16 protein-coding genes and 1 pseudogene are annotated in these 20,029 nt (G+C 71.6%); 6 read left to right on the top strand and 11 right to left on the bottom strand.

The window, feature by feature from the left end:
- Nucleotides 1–101: 101 nt before the first annotated feature.
- Nucleotides 102–2,543, top strand: a complete 2,442-nt coding sequence (locus tag G3I71_RS24595) for a right-handed parallel beta-helix repeat-containing protein (protein ID WP_164317299.1) — start codon at nucleotides 102–104, stop codon at nucleotides 2,541–2,543.
- On the opposite strand, the gene G3I71_RS24590 is transcribed toward G3I71_RS24595, so the two are convergent.
- Complete coding sequence (locus tag G3I71_RS24590) at nucleotides 2,513–4,915, bottom strand: hypothetical protein (protein ID WP_164317297.1); 2,403 nt, start codon at nucleotides 4,913–4,915, stop codon at nucleotides 2,513–2,515. The two genes, G3I71_RS24595 and G3I71_RS24590, sit on opposite strands and share 31 nt — an antisense overlap.
- Before the next feature lie 377 nt (nucleotides 4,916–5,292).
- On the opposite strand from G3I71_RS24590, the gene G3I71_RS24585 reads away from it, so the two are divergent.
- Nucleotides 5,293–6,111 carry a DeoR/GlpR family DNA-binding transcription regulator gene (locus G3I71_RS24585; protein ID WP_164317295.1) on the top strand — a complete coding sequence of 273 codons (819 nt, stop codon included), beginning with the start codon at nucleotides 5,293–5,295 and terminating at the stop codon, nucleotides 6,109–6,111.
- A 107-nt stretch (nucleotides 6,112–6,218) separates the two neighbouring features.
- Here the strand turns inward: G3I71_RS24585 and G3I71_RS24580 are convergent, their stop codons facing one another.
- On the bottom strand, nucleotides 6,219–7,352 hold the full coding sequence (locus tag G3I71_RS24580; RefSeq protein ID WP_343243067.1) for a PLP-dependent cysteine synthase family protein: 1,134 nt from the start codon (nucleotides 7,350–7,352) through the stop codon (nucleotides 6,219–6,221).
- A 341-nt stretch (nucleotides 7,353–7,693) separates the two neighbouring features.
- On the opposite strand from G3I71_RS24580, the gene G3I71_RS24575 reads away from it, so the two are divergent.
- Both G3I71_RS24575 and G3I71_RS24570 read left to right on the top strand, forming a co-directional pair.
- Nucleotides 7,694–8,017: a hypothetical protein gene (locus G3I71_RS24575; protein ID WP_164317293.1), complete on the top strand. Its 324-nt coding sequence runs from the start codon at nucleotides 7,694–7,696 to the stop codon at nucleotides 8,015–8,017.
- A 242-nt stretch (nucleotides 8,018–8,259) separates the two neighbouring features.
- Nucleotides 8,260–8,835: an ATP-binding protein gene (locus tag G3I71_RS24570; RefSeq protein ID WP_164317291.1), complete on the top strand. Its 576-nt coding sequence runs from the start codon at nucleotides 8,260–8,262 to the stop codon at nucleotides 8,833–8,835.
- Nucleotides 8,836–8,892: 57 nt separating this feature from the next.
- Here the strand turns inward: G3I71_RS24570 and G3I71_RS24565 are convergent, their stop codons facing one another.
- From G3I71_RS24565 to G3I71_RS24545, 5 genes and pseudogenes are all read right to left on the bottom strand, one after another.
- A complete protein-coding gene (locus G3I71_RS24565) occupies nucleotides 8,893–11,475 on the bottom strand; it encodes an ABC transporter permease (protein ID WP_164317289.1) in 2,583 nt (860 codons plus the stop codon).
- Nucleotides 11,472–12,274, bottom strand: a pseudogene (locus tag G3I71_RS24560) (ATP-binding cassette domain-containing protein). The gene G3I71_RS24565 and the pseudogene G3I71_RS24560 overlap by 4 nt, the downstream one beginning before the upstream one ends.
- A complete protein-coding gene (locus tag G3I71_RS24555) occupies nucleotides 12,271–12,588 on the bottom strand; it encodes an SHOCT domain-containing protein (protein WP_164317287.1) in 318 nt (105 codons plus the stop codon). The pseudogene G3I71_RS24560 and the gene G3I71_RS24555 overlap by 4 nt, the downstream one beginning before the upstream one ends.
- 169 nt (nucleotides 12,589–12,757) lie before the next feature.
- Nucleotides 12,758–13,978 (bottom strand): ROK family protein, encoded by a 1,221-nt coding sequence (locus G3I71_RS24550; protein WP_164317285.1) that lies wholly within the window; start codon nucleotides 13,976–13,978, stop codon nucleotides 12,758–12,760.
- Nucleotides 13,979–14,026: 48 nt separating this feature from the next.
- Nucleotides 14,027–14,668 (bottom strand): alpha-ketoglutarate-dependent dioxygenase AlkB, encoded by a 642-nt coding sequence (locus tag G3I71_RS24545; RefSeq protein WP_164317283.1) that lies wholly within the window; start codon nucleotides 14,666–14,668, stop codon nucleotides 14,027–14,029.
- Between the two features lie 76 nt (nucleotides 14,669–14,744).
- Here G3I71_RS24545 and G3I71_RS24540 point away from each other — a divergent pair, with 76 nt between their 5' ends.
- A complete protein-coding gene (locus G3I71_RS24540; RefSeq protein WP_164317331.1) occupies nucleotides 14,745–15,881 on the top strand; it encodes a methyltransferase in 1,137 nt (378 codons plus the stop codon).
- 69 nt (nucleotides 15,882–15,950) lie between these two features.
- Here G3I71_RS24540 and G3I71_RS24535 read toward each other — a convergent pair whose 3' ends face one another.
- From G3I71_RS24535 to G3I71_RS24525, 3 genes are read right to left on the bottom strand one after another with little or no spacing between them, the layout of a single operon-like run.
- A complete protein-coding gene (locus tag G3I71_RS24535) occupies nucleotides 15,951–16,739 on the bottom strand; it encodes an AraC family transcriptional regulator (protein WP_164317281.1) in 789 nt (262 codons plus the stop codon).
- Between the two features lie 28 nt (nucleotides 16,740–16,767).
- Nucleotides 16,768–17,616, bottom strand: a complete 849-nt coding sequence (locus G3I71_RS24530; RefSeq protein WP_164317279.1) for a class II fructose-bisphosphate aldolase — start codon at nucleotides 17,614–17,616, stop codon at nucleotides 16,768–16,770.
- Between the two features lie 52 nt (nucleotides 17,617–17,668).
- Nucleotides 17,669–18,568 carry an SIS domain-containing protein gene (locus G3I71_RS24525; protein WP_164317277.1) on the bottom strand — a complete coding sequence of 300 codons (900 nt, stop codon included), beginning with the start codon at nucleotides 18,566–18,568 and terminating at the stop codon, nucleotides 17,669–17,671.
- A gap of 157 nt (nucleotides 18,569–18,725) precedes the next feature.
- Here G3I71_RS24525 and G3I71_RS24520 point away from each other — a divergent pair, with 157 nt between their 5' ends.
- On the top strand, nucleotides 18,726–19,505 hold the full coding sequence (locus G3I71_RS24520; protein ID WP_164317275.1) for a DeoR/GlpR family DNA-binding transcription regulator: 780 nt from the start codon (nucleotides 18,726–18,728) through the stop codon (nucleotides 19,503–19,505).
- 51 nt (nucleotides 19,506–19,556) lie between these two features.
- On the opposite strand, the gene G3I71_RS24515 is transcribed toward G3I71_RS24520, so the two are convergent.
- Complete coding sequence (locus G3I71_RS24515; protein ID WP_164317273.1) at nucleotides 19,557–20,012, bottom strand: RpiB/LacA/LacB family sugar-phosphate isomerase; 456 nt, start codon at nucleotides 20,010–20,012, stop codon at nucleotides 19,557–19,559.
- Between the last annotated feature and the right edge of the window lie 17 nt (nucleotides 20,013–20,029).

The raw sequence follows: 20,029 nt of genomic DNA, 5'->3' as shown, positions 1-20,029 counted from the left end.
GTCAACCCACCGTGCCCGCGCACGCTACGGTGGACCGGCCGACATCGTTCGGCACCTTCCGCGACATCCCGCGTTCCACGAGGTGGGGGCACAGCAGCGCCATGGCACAGGGCACGGTCCAGGTGACGCACACCGGTACATCGAGGTGGCGGCGCCGCACGGGTGAGTACGCGTCGCTCGCCGCGGCCCTGGAGGCCGCGGCGGACGGTGATGTCCTCACCGTCGCGCCCGGCACCTACCGGGAGAACCTCGTCGTCGAGCGGGCGGTGACGCTGCGCGGCCCGGAGGGCTCCCCCGGTTCGGTGCGCATCGCGCCGATGGACGGGGTGCCGCTCACCGTGCGCGCCTCGGCGGTGGTCCAGGACCTGCATGTGGAGGGCCAGGACTCGACCGCGGCGGCGGTGCTCGTCGAGGAGGGCACCCCGGAGTTGCTGGACCTGCGGATCGTCACGCGGTCCGCCGCGGGCATCGAGGTGCGCGGCGGCGCCCGCCCGACGGTGCGGCGCTGCACGATCGACAACCCGGCGGGTGCCGGAATCGCGGTACTGGACGACGCGGGCGGGGTGTTCGAGGAGTGCGAGGTCGTCGCGGCCGGCCAGGCGGGTGTGACCGTGCGCGACGGCGGCCATCCGCGTCTGGAGCGCTGCCGGGTGCACCACGCCTCGGGCGTCGGCCTGTCCGTCTCGGGCGAGAACTCGGCGCTGGAAGCGATCGGTTGTGAGATCTACGAGGTCAAGGGCAGCGGCGTCCAGATCACCGGCCGGGCCACCGCGCACCTCACCGACTGCGATGTGCACCGCACGTCCGCGGACGGCGTGACGCTCGACACCGACGCCGTGTTGACGCTCGCCGACTGCCGTATCCACGACATCCCGGAGAACGCGGTCGACCTGCGGTCCCGCTCCGTCCTCACGCTGACCCGCACGACGGTGCGTCAGTTCGGGCGCAACGGGCTGTCGGTGTGGGACCCGGGCACGCGGGTGGACGCCAACCAGTGCGAGATCTTCGACAGCACCGGCGACTATCCGGCGGTGTGGATCAGCGACGGCGCCACAGCGGTTCTCGAGTCCTGCCGGGTGCACGACGTGCCGGACGCCCTGTTCGTGCTCGACCGGGGCTCTCGCGCGGACGTCATCGACAGCGATCTCTCCCAGGTGCGCAACACGGCCGTGTCGGTCAGTGACGGCGCGACGGTACAGCTCGACGATTGCCGGATCCGGGACGCCGCGACGGGCGCCTGGTTCCGCGACCACGGCAGCGGCGGCACGCTCAACGGCTGCACGGTGGTCGGCGCCCAGACCGGCGTGATCGTCACCAAGGGCGCCGACCCCACCGTCGAGCGCTGCACGGTCGACTCCCCCGCCGAGGCCGGCTTCTATGTGTCGGCGGGCGGCCGGGGCAGCTTCCTGCAGTGCCGGGTGACGGGCAGTGAGGGCTACGGCTTCCATGTGATAGACGGCTGCCGTTCGACGCTGACGAAGTGCCGTACGGAGCGGTGCGCGCGCGGTGGTTACGAGTTCGCCGACGGCGGGTCCGGCGCGGCCTCCGGCGGCGGGCCGCTCGTCGAGGACTGCACCAGCGACGAGAGCGCGGCGCTGCGGACCCCACCGCTGCCGGAGACGGCGGTTCAGACGTCGGTGGCTCAGTCGCCGGGGCTGCTGGGCTCGATCCCAGACCGGCGCACCGTCGAGCCGGAGCCGGCGGTCGCCGCCCCGGAGTCGGAGGTGGCCGCGCGGTCCCCCAAGGATGTCCTCGGTGAACTCGACGCGCTGGTGGGCCTGGAGAGCGTCAAGCGCGAGGTACGGGCCCTCACCGACATGATCGAGGTCGGCCGGCGCCGGCAGCAGGCGGGCCTCAAGGCGGCCTCCGCCCGACGCCATCTGGTCTTCACGGGCTCCCCCGGTACCGGCAAGACGACGGTCGCCCGGCTCTACGGCGAGATCCTGGCCGCGCTCGGCGTCCTGGAGAAGGGCCATCTCGTCGAGGTGTCCCGGGTGGACCTGGTCGGCGAGCACATCGGTTCGACGGCGATCCGCACCCAGGAGGCCTTCGACCGGGCGCGCGGTGGTGTGCTGTTCATCGACGAGGCGTACGCGCTGTCCCCGGAGGACTCCGGCCGTGACTTCGGCAAGGAGGCCATCGACACGCTGGTGAAGCTGATGGAGGACCACCGGGAGGCCGTGGTGGTGATCGTCGCGGGCTACACGGCCGAGATGGAGCGCTTCCTGTCGGTCAACCCCGGTGTGGCGTCCCGTTTCTCGCGGACCATCACCTTCGGTGACTATGGCCCCGAGGAGCTGCTGCGGATCGTGGAGCAGCAGGCCGAGGAGCACGAGTACCGGCTCGGCCCGGGCACCTCCGACAATCTGCTGAAGTACTTCGAGGAGATCCCCAAGGGGGCCACGTTCGGCAACGGCCGCACGTCGCGGCAGACGTTCGAGGCGATGGTCGAGCGGCACGCGGGCCGGGTCGCCCAGCACGCCGAGCCGAGCACGGACGACCTGACCCTGCTCTACCCGGAGGACCTGCCGGAACTGCCCTGAGCCCCGCCCCCGGGCCTCGGCCCGGGCAGTGCCTCGCGGGGCAGCAGCCGCCCCAGCAGCTCTTCGCGCTCCTCGACGAAGGCGGGGTCGGCCTGGTAGTCGGAGTGGCCGAGGATCGGCGAGGGCAGCGGATGCTCCTTGTTGCGGCCGTAGGCGAGCGGGTCCTTGAGCGGTGCGCGGTCCACCTCGGGGCCGCAGTCGCCGGGCAGGTGTACGGGGCCGCCGATGGGGTCGGTGAGCCGGTACAGGTTGCGCCAGCAGGCCACGTCGTGATGCAGCGAGGTGAGCGCGGCGGGGCCGAAGTGGGCCGGGAACCATCGTCCGTACAGGCGCTCCAGCGGTGAGCCGTACGTCAGCAGCGCCACGCGCGCCCGCACGGCGGGCTTCAGCTGCCAGGCGGCGGCTGCCGCGAGGACGCTGCCCTGGGAGTGCCCGGAGATGACCAGGCGTCCGCCGGTGGCCTCGGTCCAGGTGGCCATCCGCCAGGTCAGGTCGGGTACGGCGCGCTCGGCGTAGCAGGGTGGTGCGAAGGGGTGGGAGGCGCGTGGCCAGAAGGTGCCGACGTCCCACAGGATGCCGATGGTGCGCCGTGCCGCCGGGTCCTTGTAGGCACGCCGCCCCCAGGTGACGAACAGCAGGAAGCCGAATCCGATCAGCCAGGACCCGAGGGCCTGGGCAGTCTCGGCGGCGCCCTGGACGACCGCGTATGTGCCGTGCGAGGCCTCTCCCGGCGTGTCGTCCGTGGTCCGGGCTCCGACCAGTGCGGCGGCGCCCAGGAGCAGCGTCACCGAGGAGGTGATGCCGATGATGCGGGGCGCCCGGTCGGTGAGGGCGGCCATCGCGCGCATGCTCGCGATCCGGCGGGTGCGCATGGCGTCCATGCGCACCCCGGAGCCGTCGTCGTAGTCCTGCTCCACGGCGTCCAGCTCGGCGCGGCGCAGTTGCAGGGTGCGCCGCGCCAGCCAGCCGACGAGGCCCAGGGCGACCAGGAGAACGGCAGGGATCACGGATGCCTGCCAGGTCAGCAGGACTGGCGGGCCCGCGATGCTGCCGCCGGTGCCGTCCAGCCAGTCGGCGACGCGCTGGGACACACCGCCGGACATCACGCCGCCCAGCGCGCAGGCGAGCGTCGTGACGGCGGGTCCGCCGAGACCGCGCATGGCGGCCCGCGGGTCGGGGTGGGCGCGGTACAGCAGGTTGGCGACGAAGGCCAGGACGATGACGCCGATGCCCTGGAGCAGCGTGAGGGCGCCGAAGGTCGTGTCGCCCGGCAGCCGCCCCGCCGACCGCCACCCGGGGCGTGACCAGCCGGCGTACACGGCCGTCAGGAGCAGCAGGGCGAGCGCGCCGCCCGGGAGGAGGCGGACGAGCCGGGCGTCGAGCGCCTGGTCCAGACGTCTCTCGCTGCGCCCCCTGCGGCACACCACCCACACCACGGCGACGGCCCCGCCGACCAGCGCCACGTACAGGAGCCCGGCCAGCGTCGCCAGGGCCGCCGGACCGCCGGGCGCGCGGTCGTGACGGGCGGCCGCGGAGCCCAGGGCGGCGGTGACCGTCAGCAGGCCGGCCGCTGTGTGCGCGGCGCGCAGCCGGGCGACCAGCCGCCGTCCGTACCAGAACCCGGGCCGCCCCAGCGCCGTACGGATGTTCTCGTCGACGGGCTCGGGGGCGTGGGCCATCGGCCGCTGGGACTCGTAGGCGCTCCAGGTGCGGCGGGACAGGAACCACAGCAGGCCGGTGAGCGCGGCGGGCATCACGGCGGCCAGGGCCAGGCGTCGGCCCGGCGCGCTCCACCAGCCGCCGCCCGACTCGGTCGGGGAGAGGAAGCCGAGCCAGGAGTGCGCCTCGGCGCACGCGCGCGTGCCCGCGCACTGCCAGGCGGTGAGGTCCAGGGCGACCTCGCAGGCGGCGGCGACCAGGAGAACGGTGAGGCTCAGACCGGCGAGGCGCACCAGGAGTCCGTAGAAGCGGACCGTGCCCGGCCGGTTGCGGGCGGTCGGGCGCATCCAGTGGGCCAGGTTGACCACCATGAACGGCGTCAGCAACAGCCACAGGGCGCGCGTGCCGTTGCCGGAGGTGAGGTTGCACCAGACGTACGCCTCGCGGACCGGTGCGCCGTGCGGGTCGGCGGGCCCTTCCTCCGCCTCGGCGTCGTCCGCGCGGCGGAAGACGGCAGCCGTTTCGTCGCCGGTGATGCGGACGGTCCGCGGATCGTTGAGCATCTTCTCGGGCGTGGCACCGCCCACGCCGTGGACCAGTAATTCCAGGGCGATGCCGGTGGTCGTCCCCGCCTCGGTCCGCTCGGCCCCTCCGGGCGGCTCGGCCGCGCCGTTCACCCCGGTCGTCGAGGCCCGTTCCTGTGCACGCTCCACTGTTCGCTTCCCCCGTTGCTGGTGCTTCCCCCGTGCCACGCGGACGGGCTGCGCCCTGTCCCGAGCGATGCCGCGCGGAACTGGAGGATCTCCGTCCGGCGGGCTCCGTACACCTCTCGGCACGGAATCTCCCCGATCCGTGTGACGAGCGAGGAGCCGGTGTTGCCAGAGTGACATGTTCGCGTCGTGACGGGCAGTGGCGCGACGAGTACCGGCCCATGCGAGTATGGGACGTCCGCCGGGCCGCTAGCAGGAGGAATGTCCTTGTCGGAGCGGGTTCGCAGCAGGTTCGCAGCGGGTGTGCGGGACGTGTCGGAGATGGTGGGGGCGAGTGGACCGACAGGCCCGAAGGAACCCCGGAAGGACGTGGAGCGGTCGTGAATGACAACCAGAACCTCCTCGCGGAACAGCGCCGCGCCCTGATCCTGGACGAGGTACGGCGCCGTGGAGGCGTGCGCGTCAACGAACTGACCCGCAAGCTCGGCGTGTCCGACATGACGGTCCGCCGTGACCTCGACGCGCTGGCCCGCCAGGGCGTCCTGGAGAAGGTGCACGGCGGCGCGGTGCCGGTGGTCGAGGCGAGCACCCACGAGCCGGGGTTCGAGGCGAAATCCGGCCTGGAACTGACGGCCAAGGAGGACATCGCCCGGGCCGCGGCGGAGCTGGTCGCGCCGGGCTCGGCGATCGCCCTGTCGGGCGGTACGACGACGTACGCGCTGGCGCATCAGCTGCTGGACGTGCCGGATCTGACCGTGGTGACCAACTCGGTGCGCGTGGCCGACGTCTTCCACGCCGCGCAGCGCGTGTCGGGGCAGCGGCAGGGGGCTGCGACAGTGGTCCTGACCGGTGGGGTGCGGACGCCGTCCGACTCACTGGTCGGGCCGGTGGCCGACCAGGCCATCGCGTCGCTCCACTTCGACGTGCTGTTCCTCGGTGTGCACGGGATATCGGTCGAGGCGGGGCTGTCCACACCGAACCTCGCGGAGGCGGAGACCAATCGGCGGCTTGTGCAGTCCGCTCGGCGGGTTGTGGTGGTCGCCGACCACACCAAGTGGGGGACGGTGGGGCTCAGTTCGTTCGCGGCGTTGGAGCAGGTGGATACGTTGGTGACGGACTCGGGGCTGGTGCCTGAGGCTCGGGGTGAGGTTTCGGAGCATTTGCGGCGGCTGGTTGTCGCCGGTGAGGCTGGTAGTTGAGGGGGCGCGCCTATGAGGGTGCCTTCGTCGGTGCGTTTGCGGGTGCGGGTTCGTTGTGGCTTGTCGCGCCCACGCGGCGGAGCCGCAAATGTCACAGCCCCGCGCCCCTATCGGTCGGTTGGCCACACGCCTGTTTTCAAGAACCCCTCGATATTCGTGCCGTACGGCGCGATGTTGAGGTTCTGTTCCGTTAGCCAGGTGTCCGAGTAGTACTTGTCCAGGTAGCGGTTGCCGTGGTCGCACAGAAGGGTGACGACGCTGCCCTGCTGGTCCTTCGCGATCATTTCCGCCACGATCTTGAGGGCGCTCCACAGGCCCGTGCCCGTGGAGGCGCCCGCCTTGCGGCCGATGGCTTGGTCCAGAGCTCTCACCGCGGCGACGCTGGCCGCGTCCGGGACCTTCATCATGCGGTCCACCGCGCCGGGGACGAAGCTGGGTTCCATACGGGGGCGGCCGATGCCCTCGATGCGGGAGCCGCAGTCGCAGGTGACGTCCGGATCGCCGGTGGTCCAGCCCTCGAAGAAGCAGGAGTTCTCCGGGTCGGCGACACAGATGAGGGTGTCGCGCTGTGTGTAGTGGACGTAGCGGGCGAGCGTCGCCGAGGTACCGCCGGTGCCGGCCGTGGCGACGATCCATGCCGGTTCCGGGAAACGCTCCAACTCCAGCTGCCGGAAAATGGATTCGGCGATGTTGTTGTTTCCGCGCCAGTCCGTGGCCCGTTCCGCGTAGGTGAACTGGTCCATATAGTGGCCGCCCGTGTCCACCGCGAGGACTGCCGAAGCTTCGTACATTTTCCGTGAGTCGTCCACGAAGTGGCACCGGCCGCCATGGAATTCGATGAGGCGGCACTTCTCGGCGCTGGTCGTGCGGGGCATCACCGCGATGAAGGGCACGCCGATCAGTTTCGCGAAGTACGCCTCGGATATGGCGGTCGAGCCACTGGACGCCTCGATCACCGGGCGGCCGGGGCGGATCCAGCCATTGCACAGACCGTAGAGGAAGAGCGAGCGGGCGAGGCGGTGTTTGAGGCTTCCGGTGGGGTGGGTCGACTCGTCCTTCAGATACAGGTCGACACCCCACTTCTCGGGCAGCGGGAAGCGCAGCAGGTGCGTGTCGGCCGAGCGGTTGGCGTCGGCCTGGACCTTGCGAACGGCCTCTTTGAGCCAGGCACGGTAGTCGGCGTCGCTTCGGTCCACGTCGAGCGTGTCCAGGGTTTCGGCGGTCCCGGTGGGGTCGGGGATGCTCACGTCAGGCTCCTTGCGCTGCACGGCGCCGACGGCTTCTCCAGCTGCCGGACACAACCGATCATAGACACCTTCAACATGCCTCTCACCTGCATAAACATGTCTTTGAGGGGCTCAAAGGAAGGCCTGGGGTGAGGGGGCGGAGGCAGGCGAGGTGGGGGCCGGAAGACCCCGGGGCGCATCCTGGTGAGTGCTTCCACAGGTTGCCGGAGAGCGCCGCACGCACTGGTGCTCGACGCCGGGGGCGGGCAGACTGCTCGACACGGGGGCGCACACTGGATCACGTTCCACGGGATCACCACGCATCTCGGCGGAAGCCGACAAGGGGGCGGAGCATCATGGCGGAGCCGGAGTTCACGGCCACGGGCGTGCGGATCGGGAAGAGGCTGCGCTCCCTCACCCGGGCCGGACAGGTCCGGATCAGCGGCGGCAGGCTGGAGTTGCTCACCAGTTACGGCAGCGAGATCGACAGCGCTCCCGTGCAGGCGGTGCGCGCGTCGAAGCCCTGGTTCGCGGCCGGCGACCGGGCACTGGCGGATCTCAACGGCAAGCGTTACCAGCTGACGCTGGGGGAACACGACCCCGCGCCGGGCCGGCCCGGGCCACCCGCGGCGCGCCGGTTCATCGAGGCCGTACGCAGGGCGGCGGGGCGCGGGCACTGAACTGGGCGGGGACGGTGGGGCCGTACCTCGCGCGGACACCGGGCGTGCCGGGAGAACCGTGCCGCGAGTTGCGGGTTTCCGCCCCCTGAGTCACGCTTGTCACACATCACTCTGGGTTTACCGGCGATAACGCTGCGAACCAGCCCGTCGGCCATCGACAGCAGGCGGCCCGTGCACGCAGGCACTCTGCTGGATCGGATCTCGTGTCTTCTTCCGGACCTCAATTCGGGGAGTCGCAAGCCGTGATCAGTCACCCAAGCAGGCACTGCACGGTGGAGCTCCAAGCCCTGCCGTCGCGGATCGGCCAGGTCCGCAGAATCGTCTCTGCACAGTTGCGCTACTGGCATCTGGATCCCTTGATAGACCGGGCCTCGCTCGGTGTGACCGAACTGCTCACCAACGTCCACCGGCACGCCCAGCCCGACAAGCTGTGCACCGTGGACATCGAGGTCCTGCTCGACCGGCTCACGGTCTCGGTGCACGACCACGACCCGCGCATTCCCGAGCTGCGGGACGCGGATCCCACGGCCACCTGTGGACGGGGCCTCGCGATGGTCGCCGCGGTCAGCGAGAGCTGGGGTGTACGGCCGGACGGCGAGTCCGGGAAGGTCGTGTGGTTCACCCTGCCGACTCTCACGCCGGTGGTGGCGGCCCCGGAGACCAGGCCCGCGACCGCTGCGCCCGCACGTCAGCCGTTCGAGGAGCAGCTGTGTGACGGTCCCGGGTACGACGAGCCGCCGCACGACAAGGGACACAAGCCGGGGGTACTCCGGCGCAGGCCGGAACACGCTCCCGCCCGGTCGGCCGTTGTCGGCTGACCGGGCGGTGACCAGCGGTATTCCTCCGCCGCCCTCTTTCTTGGCCGTGTCCGTACGTCACTCGGTGGTGATGGCGCGCAGTACGTCCAGGCGCGCCGCCCGCCGGGCCGGGCGCAGGCCCGCGAGGGCGCCGGCCACGACGCCCACCAGGGCCACGATCATGAGCCGTGCGGGCGGCAGCGCGAAGGCGAAGGCATTGTCGCTCGCGCCGTCCGAGGCCTTCACCAGCACCCAGCCGAGGAAGCCACCGAGGCCGAGCCCGCCCACCGTGCCGAAGGCGGCGACGAGGACCGACTCCCAGCGGACCATGGCGCGCAGTTGGGCGCGGGTCTGACCGACGGCCCTCAACAGGCCGAGTTCGCGGGTGCGTTCATGGATGGCGAGGGTCAGCGTGTTGGCGATGCCGAGGAGTGCGATGAGCACCGCGAGGGCGAGCAGCGCGTAGACGAGGGTGAGCATCATGTCGATGCCTCCGGCCGACGACTGGGCGTATTCGTCGCGGGTCTGCACCTCGGGGTCGCCGTACCTCGCGGCGACCTGCTCCACGGCCGACTTGCCCGCGTCCGTGCTCACGCCGTCCTTGAAGGAGACGGCGATCAACGTGTCGGCGTCCTGGGTGCGGTGCGGGGCCCAGGCGGCGCGGGTGATGACGTACTCGCCGACGAGCTCCGACCGGCCGTAGACCGCGCGGACGGTGAAGTTCTCCTTGTGGCCGTCGGTGAAGGTGAGCCGGGTCGTGTCGCCGGTCTTCAGGCCCTGCCGGTCGGCCTCCGCCTCGGTGACGGCGATGCCGTCGGTGCCGAGGCCGTCGAGCGAGCCGCGGATGTCGCCCAGATCGAAGACCCTGCGCAGGGCGACGGGGTCGGTGACGGTCAACGCCCGCCCCTGTCCGTCGACTTCGGCGACGCCCCGGCCGAGTCCGACCGCGTCCGCCACCTCGGGGCGCCGGGCGATCGCGGGTGCGAGGCCGGGGCTGAGTCCGCTGCCGCCCGCCCCGAACGACGGGGTGCTCACGGCCACGTCGCCCGCGAAGGACCGCGACACGGTCTGGTCCATGGTGGCCTTCAGCGAGGCGCCGAACACGGTGAACAGAGAGACGACGGCGACGCCGATCATCAGCGCGCTCGCCGTGGCGGCGGTCCGCTTCGGGCTGCGCAGGGCGTTGCGCCGGGCGAGGCCGCCGGTGACTCCGCGCAGCCGATCGAGGGGGCCGCCGAGGACCCGTACCACGGTCGTCGACGCTACCGGACCCAGGACCACGAAGGCCGTGAGGGCCAGTACGGCGCCAAGTCCCGCCAGCCACAGGGACGGTGAGACCAGGACACCGGTCAGCGTCATGGCGAGCGCGAGGGCGCCGAGGCCCGCGCCGGTGACCGCCCGGCCGGACGGGGCGCCCGACCGGTCGACGGCCGTCTCACGGAGCGCGGCCAGGGGTGCGGTGCGGCCGGCACGTACGGCGGGCAACAGGGCGGAGCCGAGACAGACCACGATGCCGACCGCGAGCGGCAGCAGCATGGACAGCCGACCGATCACCAAGTCGCTTTCGGGGAAAGGGAATCCGATGGCCGGGAACAGTGCCTGAAGTCCTGCGGCGATACCGATGCCGCCCGCGAGGCCCGCGATCGACGCCGTCGAGGCGACCACGGTCGCCTCGACGAGGGTGGCCGCGGTGACCTGTCGGCGGGAGGCTCCCAGGGCACGCAACAGGGCGTTCTCGCGGGTGCGTTGGGTGACGACGATCGCGAAGGTGTTGTGGATGGAGAAGGTCGCGGCCAGGATCGCCACGCCCGAGAAGACAAGGAGGAAGAGGGTGAAGACGGTCAGGAACCGGCTGGAGATCATCTCGGTGTTCTCCTCGGCCGACTCCTGACCGGTGATCGCCTCAACTCCCTTGGGCAGTACGGACGTCAGCCGGTCGGCCAGTTCCCGCTGGCCTACCCCGGGGCCGGCCCGCACCTGGATACTCGCCGCCTCACCGGGCTTCGCGGTGAGGTACTTCTCGGCGTCGGCCTGGGTCATCCCGGTGAACGTCACCTGCGCCATCCCGTCCTCGCCCGCGAAGGTCGCGAGGCCGACGATGGTCACCTTCACCGGGTCGGGGGTACGCAGGACGGTCGTGTCGCCGACCCTCAGGTCGCCCTTCTTGGCCGTACCCCGGTTGACAACCACCTCGCCGGACTTCGACGGGGCTCTTCCTTCGGCGAGTCGGTACGGGTTCAGCCGCGCGTCGGTGATCCAGTTACCGGCGAGGGTGGGCGGGCCCTGGCTGCCGATCGGTTCGCCGTCGGAGCCGATGAGCTGGCCCGCGCCCTGGATGCTGGGGACGGCGGCGGCGACTCCGGGAACCTGCTCGACGGTTTTCACCAGCTCGGTGGGGACCGGCCGGCGTACGCCCTGGCTCTCGCCCGGGGTCGTGATCGCGTCGGCGCTACGGACGACGGCGTCGGTGCCGCTCGCCGCGTCGCCGAACATGGTGTCGAAGCCGACTCGCAGGGTGTCGCCCATGACCAGTGTCCCGGCCAGGAAGGCCACGCCGAGGAACACCGCCAGGAACGTGCCGGCGAAGCGGCGCTTGTGGGCGCGCAGCGAGGAGAGGCTGATGCGGACGGTGGGCCGGAGGGTGTGAGCGCGGGTGGTCATGACGGCACCTCGAAGGCTTTCAGCCGGTCCAGGACCTTCTCGGCGGTCGGGGACTCCATCCGGTCGACCAGACGGCCGTCGGCCAGGAAGAGGACCTGGTCCGCATGGGCGGCGGCGACCGGGTCGTGGGTGACCATGACGACCGTGCGGTCCATGTGCCGCACCGCGCGGCCGAGCAGGCCGAGGACCTCCTCGCCGGAACGCGAGTCGAGGTTGCCGGTCGGTTCGTCGGCGAAGACGACGTCGGGCCGGCCGGCGAACGCCCGTGCACGAGGCCGAATTAGCTCGATCGTGTGATCGTCCACCTACGAGCTTGCGGCGCCCTGGGCTGGTCGGGCTAACGTGATCGTGCGACCTAGGACACCAGGTACGGCGTCAGCGAGCGGGGCCCCTGCTCCACCAGAGGATGGTTCAGGGCCTCCCCGCCGCCTCTGGCCGTACCCACCCGGCCAGGCCGTAAGGGAACTGGCCTCCTGGGATCGGACCACGCACAGGATGCGTGTCGCCACCCGGGGTCGAGTACGCCGGGGACCAGCTCGCCCCAAGACCGTTCGGGGCGCGCGACTGAACGGACTCACACCCGCTCAGTCCACAGGAACGGTGTCCAGGCCTGCCGCGCAGTGCATCAGGGTGGACTTCCCGGAGCCCGAGGGCCCCATGATCGCGGTGAGCGTCCGGCTGAAAACCCGACGCTCACCCCGTCGAGGGCCCGTACGGCGGTGTCGCCACCGCCGTACACCCTCACGGCGTCGACCACACGGGCCGCCGTACCGGTAGTGATGGAGGCAGTGGTGGTCATACCGCACCGCCCTTGCCCGCACGGCCGCCCGCGCCGCCGAACTGCTCGTCCAGGACGGAGAGCCGCCGCCAGTACTCGTCCTCGTCGATCTCGCCGGAAGCGAAGCGCCGGCCCAGTACGGCGAGGGGCGCGTCGCCGGAGAGGCGGTCCTGGGCGTCGTAGCGGCCGTCCATGGCACGCCATGGGCCACGGCGACCACGCCGGGCCGTGCGGCGCAGGACGGTGACGACGCCGATCACAACGGCCGCCCAGACCAGCGGGAAGAACAGGATCCACGGGCCGGGGCCGCCGTTCCAGTTCGCGAGGGTCTGCATGTCGAGTCATCTCCCGGATCGAGTTGTCGGTTGATGACTCGAGGTTCGCGCCGGGAGGGGGTCCGGGTCGTCGTCCGGCCGGCGGCAGTGCGCGTACGTCCCCGGGAGCACTCGGGGCCTTTCCGGCTGCTCCCCGGGGGTGTCACGGGACGTCGGGCCCTTACGGCAACTACACCAACGCCCCCAGCGGATCGTCCAGCACCGGTTGCCACGCCAACTCGGCTGCTCCGACGAGGCTGTTGTGGTCCAGCGTGCAGGCGAGGATGGGGACGCTGCCGCTGCGGCCCCACAGGCTGCGGTCGGCGACCACCGCGCGCAGGCGGTCCGGGTCGGTGTCGAGGAGGGTGCGGTGCAGGCCGCCGAGGATGACGCGGTCCGGGTTGAGGATGTTCACGAGGCCTGCCAGTCCCAGGCCCAGGCGGTCGATCAGGGTCTCGGCGGCCGTGCGGATCGCCGGGTCCGTGTAGTGGTCGCGGATCAGGTCGTTGGCCTGCTGGAGCAGCGACACCTCGGGGCCGGGGTCGCGGCCCGCCGCCCTGAGGAAGGCGAGCGGGTCGGCCTCGACGTCCAGGCAGCCGCGGCTGCCGCAGTGGCAGGGTCGGCCCTCGGGGTTGACGGTGAGGTGACCGACTTCGAGCGCGAGGCCCGAACTGCCCGTGTGCAGGCGCCCGTCGAGGACCAGCGCCCCGCCGACACCCCGGTGCCCGGTGGCCACGCACAGCAGATCGCGGGCACCGCGTCCGGCGCCGTGCCGGTGTTCGGCGAGCGCGGCGAGGTTGACGTCGTTTCCCGTGAAGGCCGGTCCGGCGATACCGGCCGCCCGTACCCGCTCGGCGAAGATCTCCCGTACCGTGGCGCCGGCCGGCCAGGCGAGGTGCAGCGGGTTCAGGGCCAGGCCCTCGGGTTCGGCGACGGCAGACGGCACGGCGAGACCGGCGCCCACGCACCGGCGCCCGGTTTCGTGCAGCAGTTCGGCGCCCGCGTCGACGACGGAGCCGAGCACCTTCGCCGGGTCGGCGTCGACGGTCTCGCAGCCGGGCGCGGTGGCGACGATCCGCCCGCCGAGCCCGACCAGCGCGGCCCGGAACCCGTCGGCGTGCACCTGTCCGGCCAGTACGACCGGCCCATCCTCGGCGACGTCGAGCCGGTGCGAGGGGCGCCCCTGTGAACCGGCCGCCGCTCCGGGCCGGGCGTCGACTCTGATCAGCCCGAGCGCCTCCAGCTCGGCGGCCACCGCGCCGGCCGTCGCCCGGGTGACCCCCAGCTCGGTGGTGAGCACGGCCCGGGTGGGCGCCCGCCCGGTGTGCACGAGCTCCAAGGCGGGCCCGAGTGCGCCGCGCCCCCGGTCCAACCGCGTCCTTGAAGTGGTCCCCTCGACCTTGCCGCTCATGAGGGCGAGTCTCCCATGATCCGTACGACCGCTGACCGCAGCGTCGGCCTAGAAACCGCTGACCCGAAGCGTGAGGTTCAACCGGCCGGTCAGCCCCAACTCCGGCGGCGCCGTACCCGCGTACACCCGTGGCACCCCGTGATGTGCGAGCCGGGACGCGCCGCCGAACACGAACAGGTCCCCGCTGCGCAGCTCGACGTCGGTGTACGGCCGGGTCCGCGTCGCCGTGTTCCCGAAGCGGAAGAGGCAGGTGTCGCCGAGGCTCAGGGACACCACGGGCGCGTCCGACTTCTCGTCGCTGTCGCGGTGCATGCCCATCCGGGCGTCGGCGTCGTAGAAGTTGATCAGCGCGATGTCGTAGTCGACGGCACCGTCGTACGCCGCTGCCGTGGCCGCCTTTCGCCCCAGTTCGCCCAGCCACTCGGGGAACGGTTTCACGGGCGAGCCGTCGCCGTCGACGGCCGTACTCGCATAGCCGTAGGGATACCAGTGGCGGCCGAGACAGACCTGCCGGGCGGTCATCGTGCCGCCGCCGGGTGTCCGCACGGTGCGCAGGCCGGCGGGTGGGCGTGCCCAGTCGCGGCAGGCGTCCAGCAGCTCTCGTTGACGCTCCGCGTCCAGCCAGTCCGGCACGTGCACCGCGCCCGGCGCGATCTCCGTACGGGCTCTGGGGAACAGTTCGGCGTCCATGGTTTCCATCCTGCCCGACCGGGCCGACGGGGCGTGAGCTGCGGATCGGTAGGGTGGGGCCACGATGACCGACCGTATGGCGACTCCCTGGTCCGAGCTGACCCTGACCCGTTTCCCCGCCGATCCGCGTGAGCGGATGCGTGCCTGGGACGCATCCGACGACTACCTCCTCGGGTACCTCGCGGAGTCCGGGACCGATCTGTCCGGCACGGTCGTGGTCGTCGGCGACCGCTGGGGTGCGCTCACCACGGCGCTCGCGGCTCACCGGCCGACACAGATCACCGACTCGTTCCTGGCCCAGGAGGCGACTCGGGCGAACCTGCGGCGGGCAGGCGCGGACGAGGATTCCGTGCGGCTTGTCACCACCCAGGATCCGCCGCCGGAGCGGGTCGACGTGCTGCTCGTGCGGGTTCCGAGGAGCCTGGCGCTGCTCGAGGACCAGTTGCTGCGGCTGGCTCCCGCGCTGCACGAGGGCACGGTCGTCGTCGGCACCGGCATGGTCAAGGAGATCCACACCTCGACGCTGAAGCTGTTCGAGCGGATCATCGGCCCGACCCGGACCTCCCTCGCGGAGAAGAAGGCCCGGCTCATCCACGCCACCGTCGGTCCGTCGGTGGACCGGGGTGCCAGTCCCTGGCCGTACCGCTACGAGCTGCCCGACGGCATCGGCCCGGCGTCGGGTCACCCTGTCGTCAACCACGCGGGCGTCTTCTGCGCCGAGCGCCTCGACATCGGCACCCGGTTCTTCCTCCCGCATCTGCCGGAGCCGTCGGGCGCCTCCCGGGTGGTGGACCTGGGCTGCGGGAACGGAGTGGTCGGTACGGCGGTGGCGCTGGCCGCACCGGATGCCGAGCTGTTGTTCGTCGACGAGTCGTTCCAGGCGGTGGCCTCGGCGGAGGCGACGTACCGGGCCAACGGGTTGCCGGACGCGCGTGCCGAGTTCCGCGTCGGCGACGGGCTGGCCGGGATCGCGGACGAGAGCGTCGACCTCGTGCTCAACAATCCGCCGTTCCACACCCACCAGGCGACGTCGGACGCCACGGCCTGGCGGATGTTCACGGGCGCGCGGCGGGCTCTGCGGCAGGGTGGCGAGCTGTATGTGATCGGCAACCGGCATCTCGGCTACCACCTCAAGCTGCGGAAGCTGTTCGGCAACAGCCGGATCGTCGCGAGCGACGCCAAGTTCGTGGTCCTGGCGGCCGTGAAGCAGTGAGTTGAGTTCAGTTGGCCAGATGGTTCGGCGGTAGTCGGGTAAGTAGTCGGGCAGTGGATTTCGACCACTTCACCGAGTGGTCGTGGCTGTCTCGCCCCGCAGGGCGCGGGGTGACGCGCCGAGTTCTCGTCGGCATGCCTTGTTGAAGGCCTGCAGGTCGGGGATGCCTACGGAGGCGGCCACGGCGGGGATGGAGAGGGTCGAGGCGCGCAGCAGGTGGCGGGCGCGGTCGAGTCTGCGGCGGCGGACGTAGCCGACCACCGTGTCGCCGGTCGCGGCCTTGAACAGCCTGGTCAGATGGTTGTGCGAGACACCGGCAGCCTGGGCGACGGCGGGCACGGTGAGCGGGGCGGCCAGTCGGCCCTCGATGTACGCGATGGCGGCGCCGACCGCCGGGTGCGGGCCGGGTCCAGGGCATTCGGTGTCCGGGGCGAGGTGGGCGATGCGCCACAGCGCGGTCCAGATCTCGGCTCTCGTGTGCTCGGGTGCCCGCGGCACGGCGGCGACAGCCGCGAGCAACAGCCCTGTGAGGTTGGGGAGTTCGGGTCCGGCGTCCTGGACGACGGGTACCGTGCGGGACGGGCCGACGGCCGGGATGCGCAGGTGTGCGTAGAGATGCTCGGAGCGGCCCTGGTAGCGGAAGCGGACCGTGCTGCCGGGCGGTACGAGGCTGACCCGGCCCGGGCGGACCGCGTGCACTGTGCCGTCGACGGTGAGCTCGGCCTCGTACTGGTAGAGATGCAGCTGCCACAGCTCGGGCAGCCGGAAGACGTCGGTGCGGCTCGCGACGCCGTGCACGCCGACGCCGGCGTTCGCCACGTGGGGCGGCTCACCGAGGTACAGCTCCGTTTCGCGCATGGTGAAAAACTACCAGCACCCGTCGCTGTCAGCTCAGGACGCCGATGATCTGGGTCACCGCCCGCGCCATCGCCTCCCGGCCCACGCTGAGGTACCTGCGCGAGTCGACCGCCTCGGGGTGGGCGTCGAGGAACTCCCGGATGGCGCCGGTCATGGCGATGTTGAGGGCCGTACCGACGTTGACCTTGGTGATGCCTGCCGCGACGGCGGCCACGAGCTGGTCGTCCGGTACCCCGGACGAGCCGTGCAGGACGAGAGGGACGTCCAGGGTGGCGGACAGCTGTTTCAGGAGGTCCTGGTCGAGTGCTGCCGTACGGGTGGTCATGGCGTGCGAGCTGCCGACCGCCACGGCCAGGGCGTCCACTCCCGACTCGGCGACGAAGGCACGCGCCTCGGCGGGGTCGGTACGGGCACCGGGTTCGTGCGCGTCCAGCGGGGCCCGTCCGTCCTTGCCGCCGACCTGTCCCAACTCGGCCTCGATCCAAAGCCCTTGTGCATGTGCCCAGTCGGCGGCTGCCCGGGTCGCGGCGAGGTTCTCGGCGTAGGGCAGTCGGGCCGCGTCGTACATCACGGAGCTGAATCCGGCGCCGGGTGCCTGCCGCAGCAGGTCGTCGCTCTGTACGTGGTCGAGGTGCAACGCGACGGGAACGGCGGCGCGTTCGGCGGCCGAGACGGCGGCGCGAGCCAGCGGGAGGAGCCGTCCGTAGCGGAATCTGACGGCGTTCTCGCTGACTTGGAGGACGACGGGTGAACCCGCCTTCTCGGCACCGGCGATGACGGCCTCGACATGCTCCAGGGTGATGATGTTGAACGCGGCGACCGCCGAGCGCGCGGTGGCGGCCCGGGTGATGAGCTCGCCGGTGGTGACGATCGGCACCTGTCACTCCTTTCGGTCAACAACTGCGTGAGACGGGGATGTTGACGGGGCCTCAGGGTGTGAGGATCACCGAGCGGGTGAGGTGACGCGGGCGGTCCGGATCGAGGCCCCGCGCCGCCGCCACCGCGACCGCGAGTCGCTGCGCGCGCACGAGTTCGGCGAGCGGATCGAGAGTCCCGGCCACCCACAACGCCCCCGTGGCCCGCACCTGTTCGGCCAGCCCTTCCGGTGCCTCGCCGAACATCCAGGTCGCCGTACCCCGGGTGGTGACACTGATGGGACCGTGCCGGTACTCCATCGCCGGGTACGCCTCGGTCCAGGACAGGGACGCCTCTCGCATCTTCAGCCCGGCCTCGTTGGCGAGCCCCACCGTCCAGCCCCGGCCGAGGAAGGTGAACTGCGCGCACTCGACGAGTCCTTCGGGCAGCGGGGTCGCCAGCGCCGTACGGCAGGCGTCGACCACGGCCTCGTCGTGCAGTCCGAGGTGGGCGCGGAGAAGGGTGAGGGCGGTGGTGGCGAACCGCGTCTGCACGACGGACCGTTCGTCCGCGTAGCCGAGCACGACGAGGTCATCGGCGGCCTTCCTCACGGGAGTTCGGGGGTCGGCGGTTATGGCGGTCGTCCGCGTCCGCGCACCCCCGGGCGCGCCGCCCCGCAGTCGCCCGAGCAGTTCGAGCACCTCGGTGGTGGTGCCGGACCGGGTGAGGGCGACGACCCGGTCGTAGAGGCGGCCGTAGGGGAACTCGGAGGCGGAGAAGGCGTCTGTCTCGCCCTGGCCCGCCCCTTCCCGCAGGGCCGCGGCGGCCTGCGCCATGAAGTACGAGGTGCCGCAGCCCACGATCGCGACCCGCTCCCCCGCCACCGGCAGCGCGCCGGCGTGCCCGGCCGCCTCCGTGGCGGCGCGGGTCCAGCACTCGGGCTGGCTGTTCAGCTCGTCCTCTACATGGGTCATGCCCTGCCCCTCCACCAGCGAGTCAATGCGATGCTCATTTCTGCAAGATATAGCTAGCTTTCGAGCAAAATCAAGCATACGACTGAAGGAGTGGTGTGAACTTTCGGTGCGCTAGGGTCGCCGAAGATCGCCGAGGATCGAGGAACGGAGAGTCCGGATGTCCCGGGACGCCCGCTGGAAGACCCTGCTGGAGCTGCTGGTCGAGCAGGACCGGCTGGAGGTCGAGGAGGCGGCGGCCGAGCTCGGGGTGTCGGCCGCGACGATCCGCCGCGACTTCGACCAGCTCGCCGAGCAGCAGATGCTCGTGCGCACCAGGGGCGGCGCGGTCGTGCACGGCGTGTCCTACGAACTGCCGCTGCGCTACAAGACCGCTCGCCGCGCCTCCGAGAAACAGCGCATCGCGAGAGCGGTCGCGGGCCTGATCACCCCCGGTGAGGCGGTGGGCCTGACGGGTGGCACGACCACGACGGAGGTGGCGCGCGCGTTGGCCGTACGCAGCGATCTGACCGCTGGTTCGCCCGCGCTGACGATCGTCACGAACGCGCTGAACATCGCAGGCGAGCTTGCCGTACGGCCCCAGTTCAAGATCGTGGTGACGGGCGGGGTCGCACGCGCGCAGTCGTACGAACTGGTCGGGCCGCTCGCCGACGGTGTGTTGGGCCAGATCACGATCGACCTGGCCGTGCTGGGTGTGGTCGGCTTCGATGTCACGCACGGCGCGGCGGCGAACGACGAGGCGGAGGCCGCGATCAACCGGCTGCTGTGCGAGCGCGCCGAGCGCGTGGTGGTCGCCGCCGACTCCACCAAGCTGGGGCGCCGGGCGTTCGCCCGGATCTGCGCGGCGGAAGCCGTGGACACTCTGGTCACGGACACGGCGGCGGACGAGGAGACGGTGGGTCGGTTCGAGGAGGCCGGACTCAGGGTGATCACGGTCTGAGCGGCGGACCGGCGCCCGGTGCCCGGTGCCGAAGCGCTCAACTCCCTTGATTCACCCGGCACTTCTGGCGTTGTCGAGCCGTGCGACACGGGCCACGTTCTCCCGGTCCTCGGCGTCCCCGCTCGCCTCGGCGGCGAACCAGGCGTCGAGGATCTCCTTGAGCAGCGGCTCCGACGTCAGACGCAGGCTGAGCGCGAGCACGTTGGCGTCGTTCCAGCGGCGCGCGCCGTCCGCCGTGTAGGCGTCCGTGCACAGGGCCGCGCGCACACCTGGCACCTTGTTCGCGGCGATGGACGCGCCTGTACCGGTCCAGCAGCACACGACGGCCTGGTCGGCCCTCCCGGCGGCGACCTCGCGGGCCGCCGCCTCGGAGCAGGCGGCCCACTGCGGATCGTCGCCGGGGCTCAGCGCCCCGTACGGCACCACTTCGTGGCCGCGGTCGCGCAGTTGCCCGAGGAGCGCGCGAGCCACGGGTTCGTCCATGTCCGAGGAAACGGAGATCCGCATGCCCGGAGACTACCCAG

It is taken from the genome of Streptomyces sp. SID12501 (assembly GCF_010550245.1).
GTDB lineage: Bacteria > Actinomycetota > Actinomycetes > Streptomycetales > Streptomycetaceae > Streptomyces.
This window is presented reverse-complemented; position numbering and strand designations above follow the sequence as displayed.

Excerpts from the sequence above, each read along its gene's own strand:
- G3I71_RS24520 (WP_164317275.1), top strand. The coding sequence starts at position 18,726 with ATGTCCCGGGACGCCCGCTGGAAGACCCTGCTGGAGCTGCTGGTCGAG.
- G3I71_RS24545 (WP_164317283.1), bottom strand. The coding sequence starts at position 14,668 with ATGGACGCCGAACTGTTCCCCAGAGCCCGTACGGAGATCGCGCCGGGC.
- G3I71_RS24525 (WP_164317277.1), bottom strand. The coding sequence starts at position 18,568 with ATGACCCATGTAGAGGACGAGCTGAACAGCCAGCCCGAGTGCTGGACC.
- G3I71_RS24565 (WP_164317289.1), bottom strand. The coding sequence starts at position 11,475 with ATGACCACCCGCGCTCACACCCTCCGGCCCACCGTCCGCATCAGCCTC.
- G3I71_RS24515 (WP_164317273.1), bottom strand. The coding sequence starts at position 20,012 with ATGCGGATCTCCGTTTCCTCGGACATGGACGAACCCGTGGCTCGCGCG.
- G3I71_RS24555 (WP_164317287.1), bottom strand. The coding sequence starts at position 12,588 with ATGCAGACCCTCGCGAACTGGAACGGCGGCCCCGGCCCGTGGATCCTG.
- G3I71_RS24550 (WP_164317285.1), bottom strand. The coding sequence starts at position 13,978 with ATGAGCGGCAAGGTCGAGGGGACCACTTCAAGGACGCGGTTGGACCGG.
- G3I71_RS24595 (WP_164317299.1), top strand. The coding sequence starts at position 102 with ATGGCACAGGGCACGGTCCAGGTGACGCACACCGGTACATCGAGGTGG.
- G3I71_RS24535 (WP_164317281.1), bottom strand. The coding sequence starts at position 16,739 with ATGCGCGAAACGGAGCTGTACCTCGGTGAGCCGCCCCACGTGGCGAAC.
- G3I71_RS24540 (WP_164317331.1), top strand. The coding sequence starts at position 14,745 with ATGGCGACTCCCTGGTCCGAGCTGACCCTGACCCGTTTCCCCGCCGAT.
- G3I71_RS24575 (WP_164317293.1), top strand. The coding sequence starts at position 7,694 with ATGGCGGAGCCGGAGTTCACGGCCACGGGCGTGCGGATCGGGAAGAGG.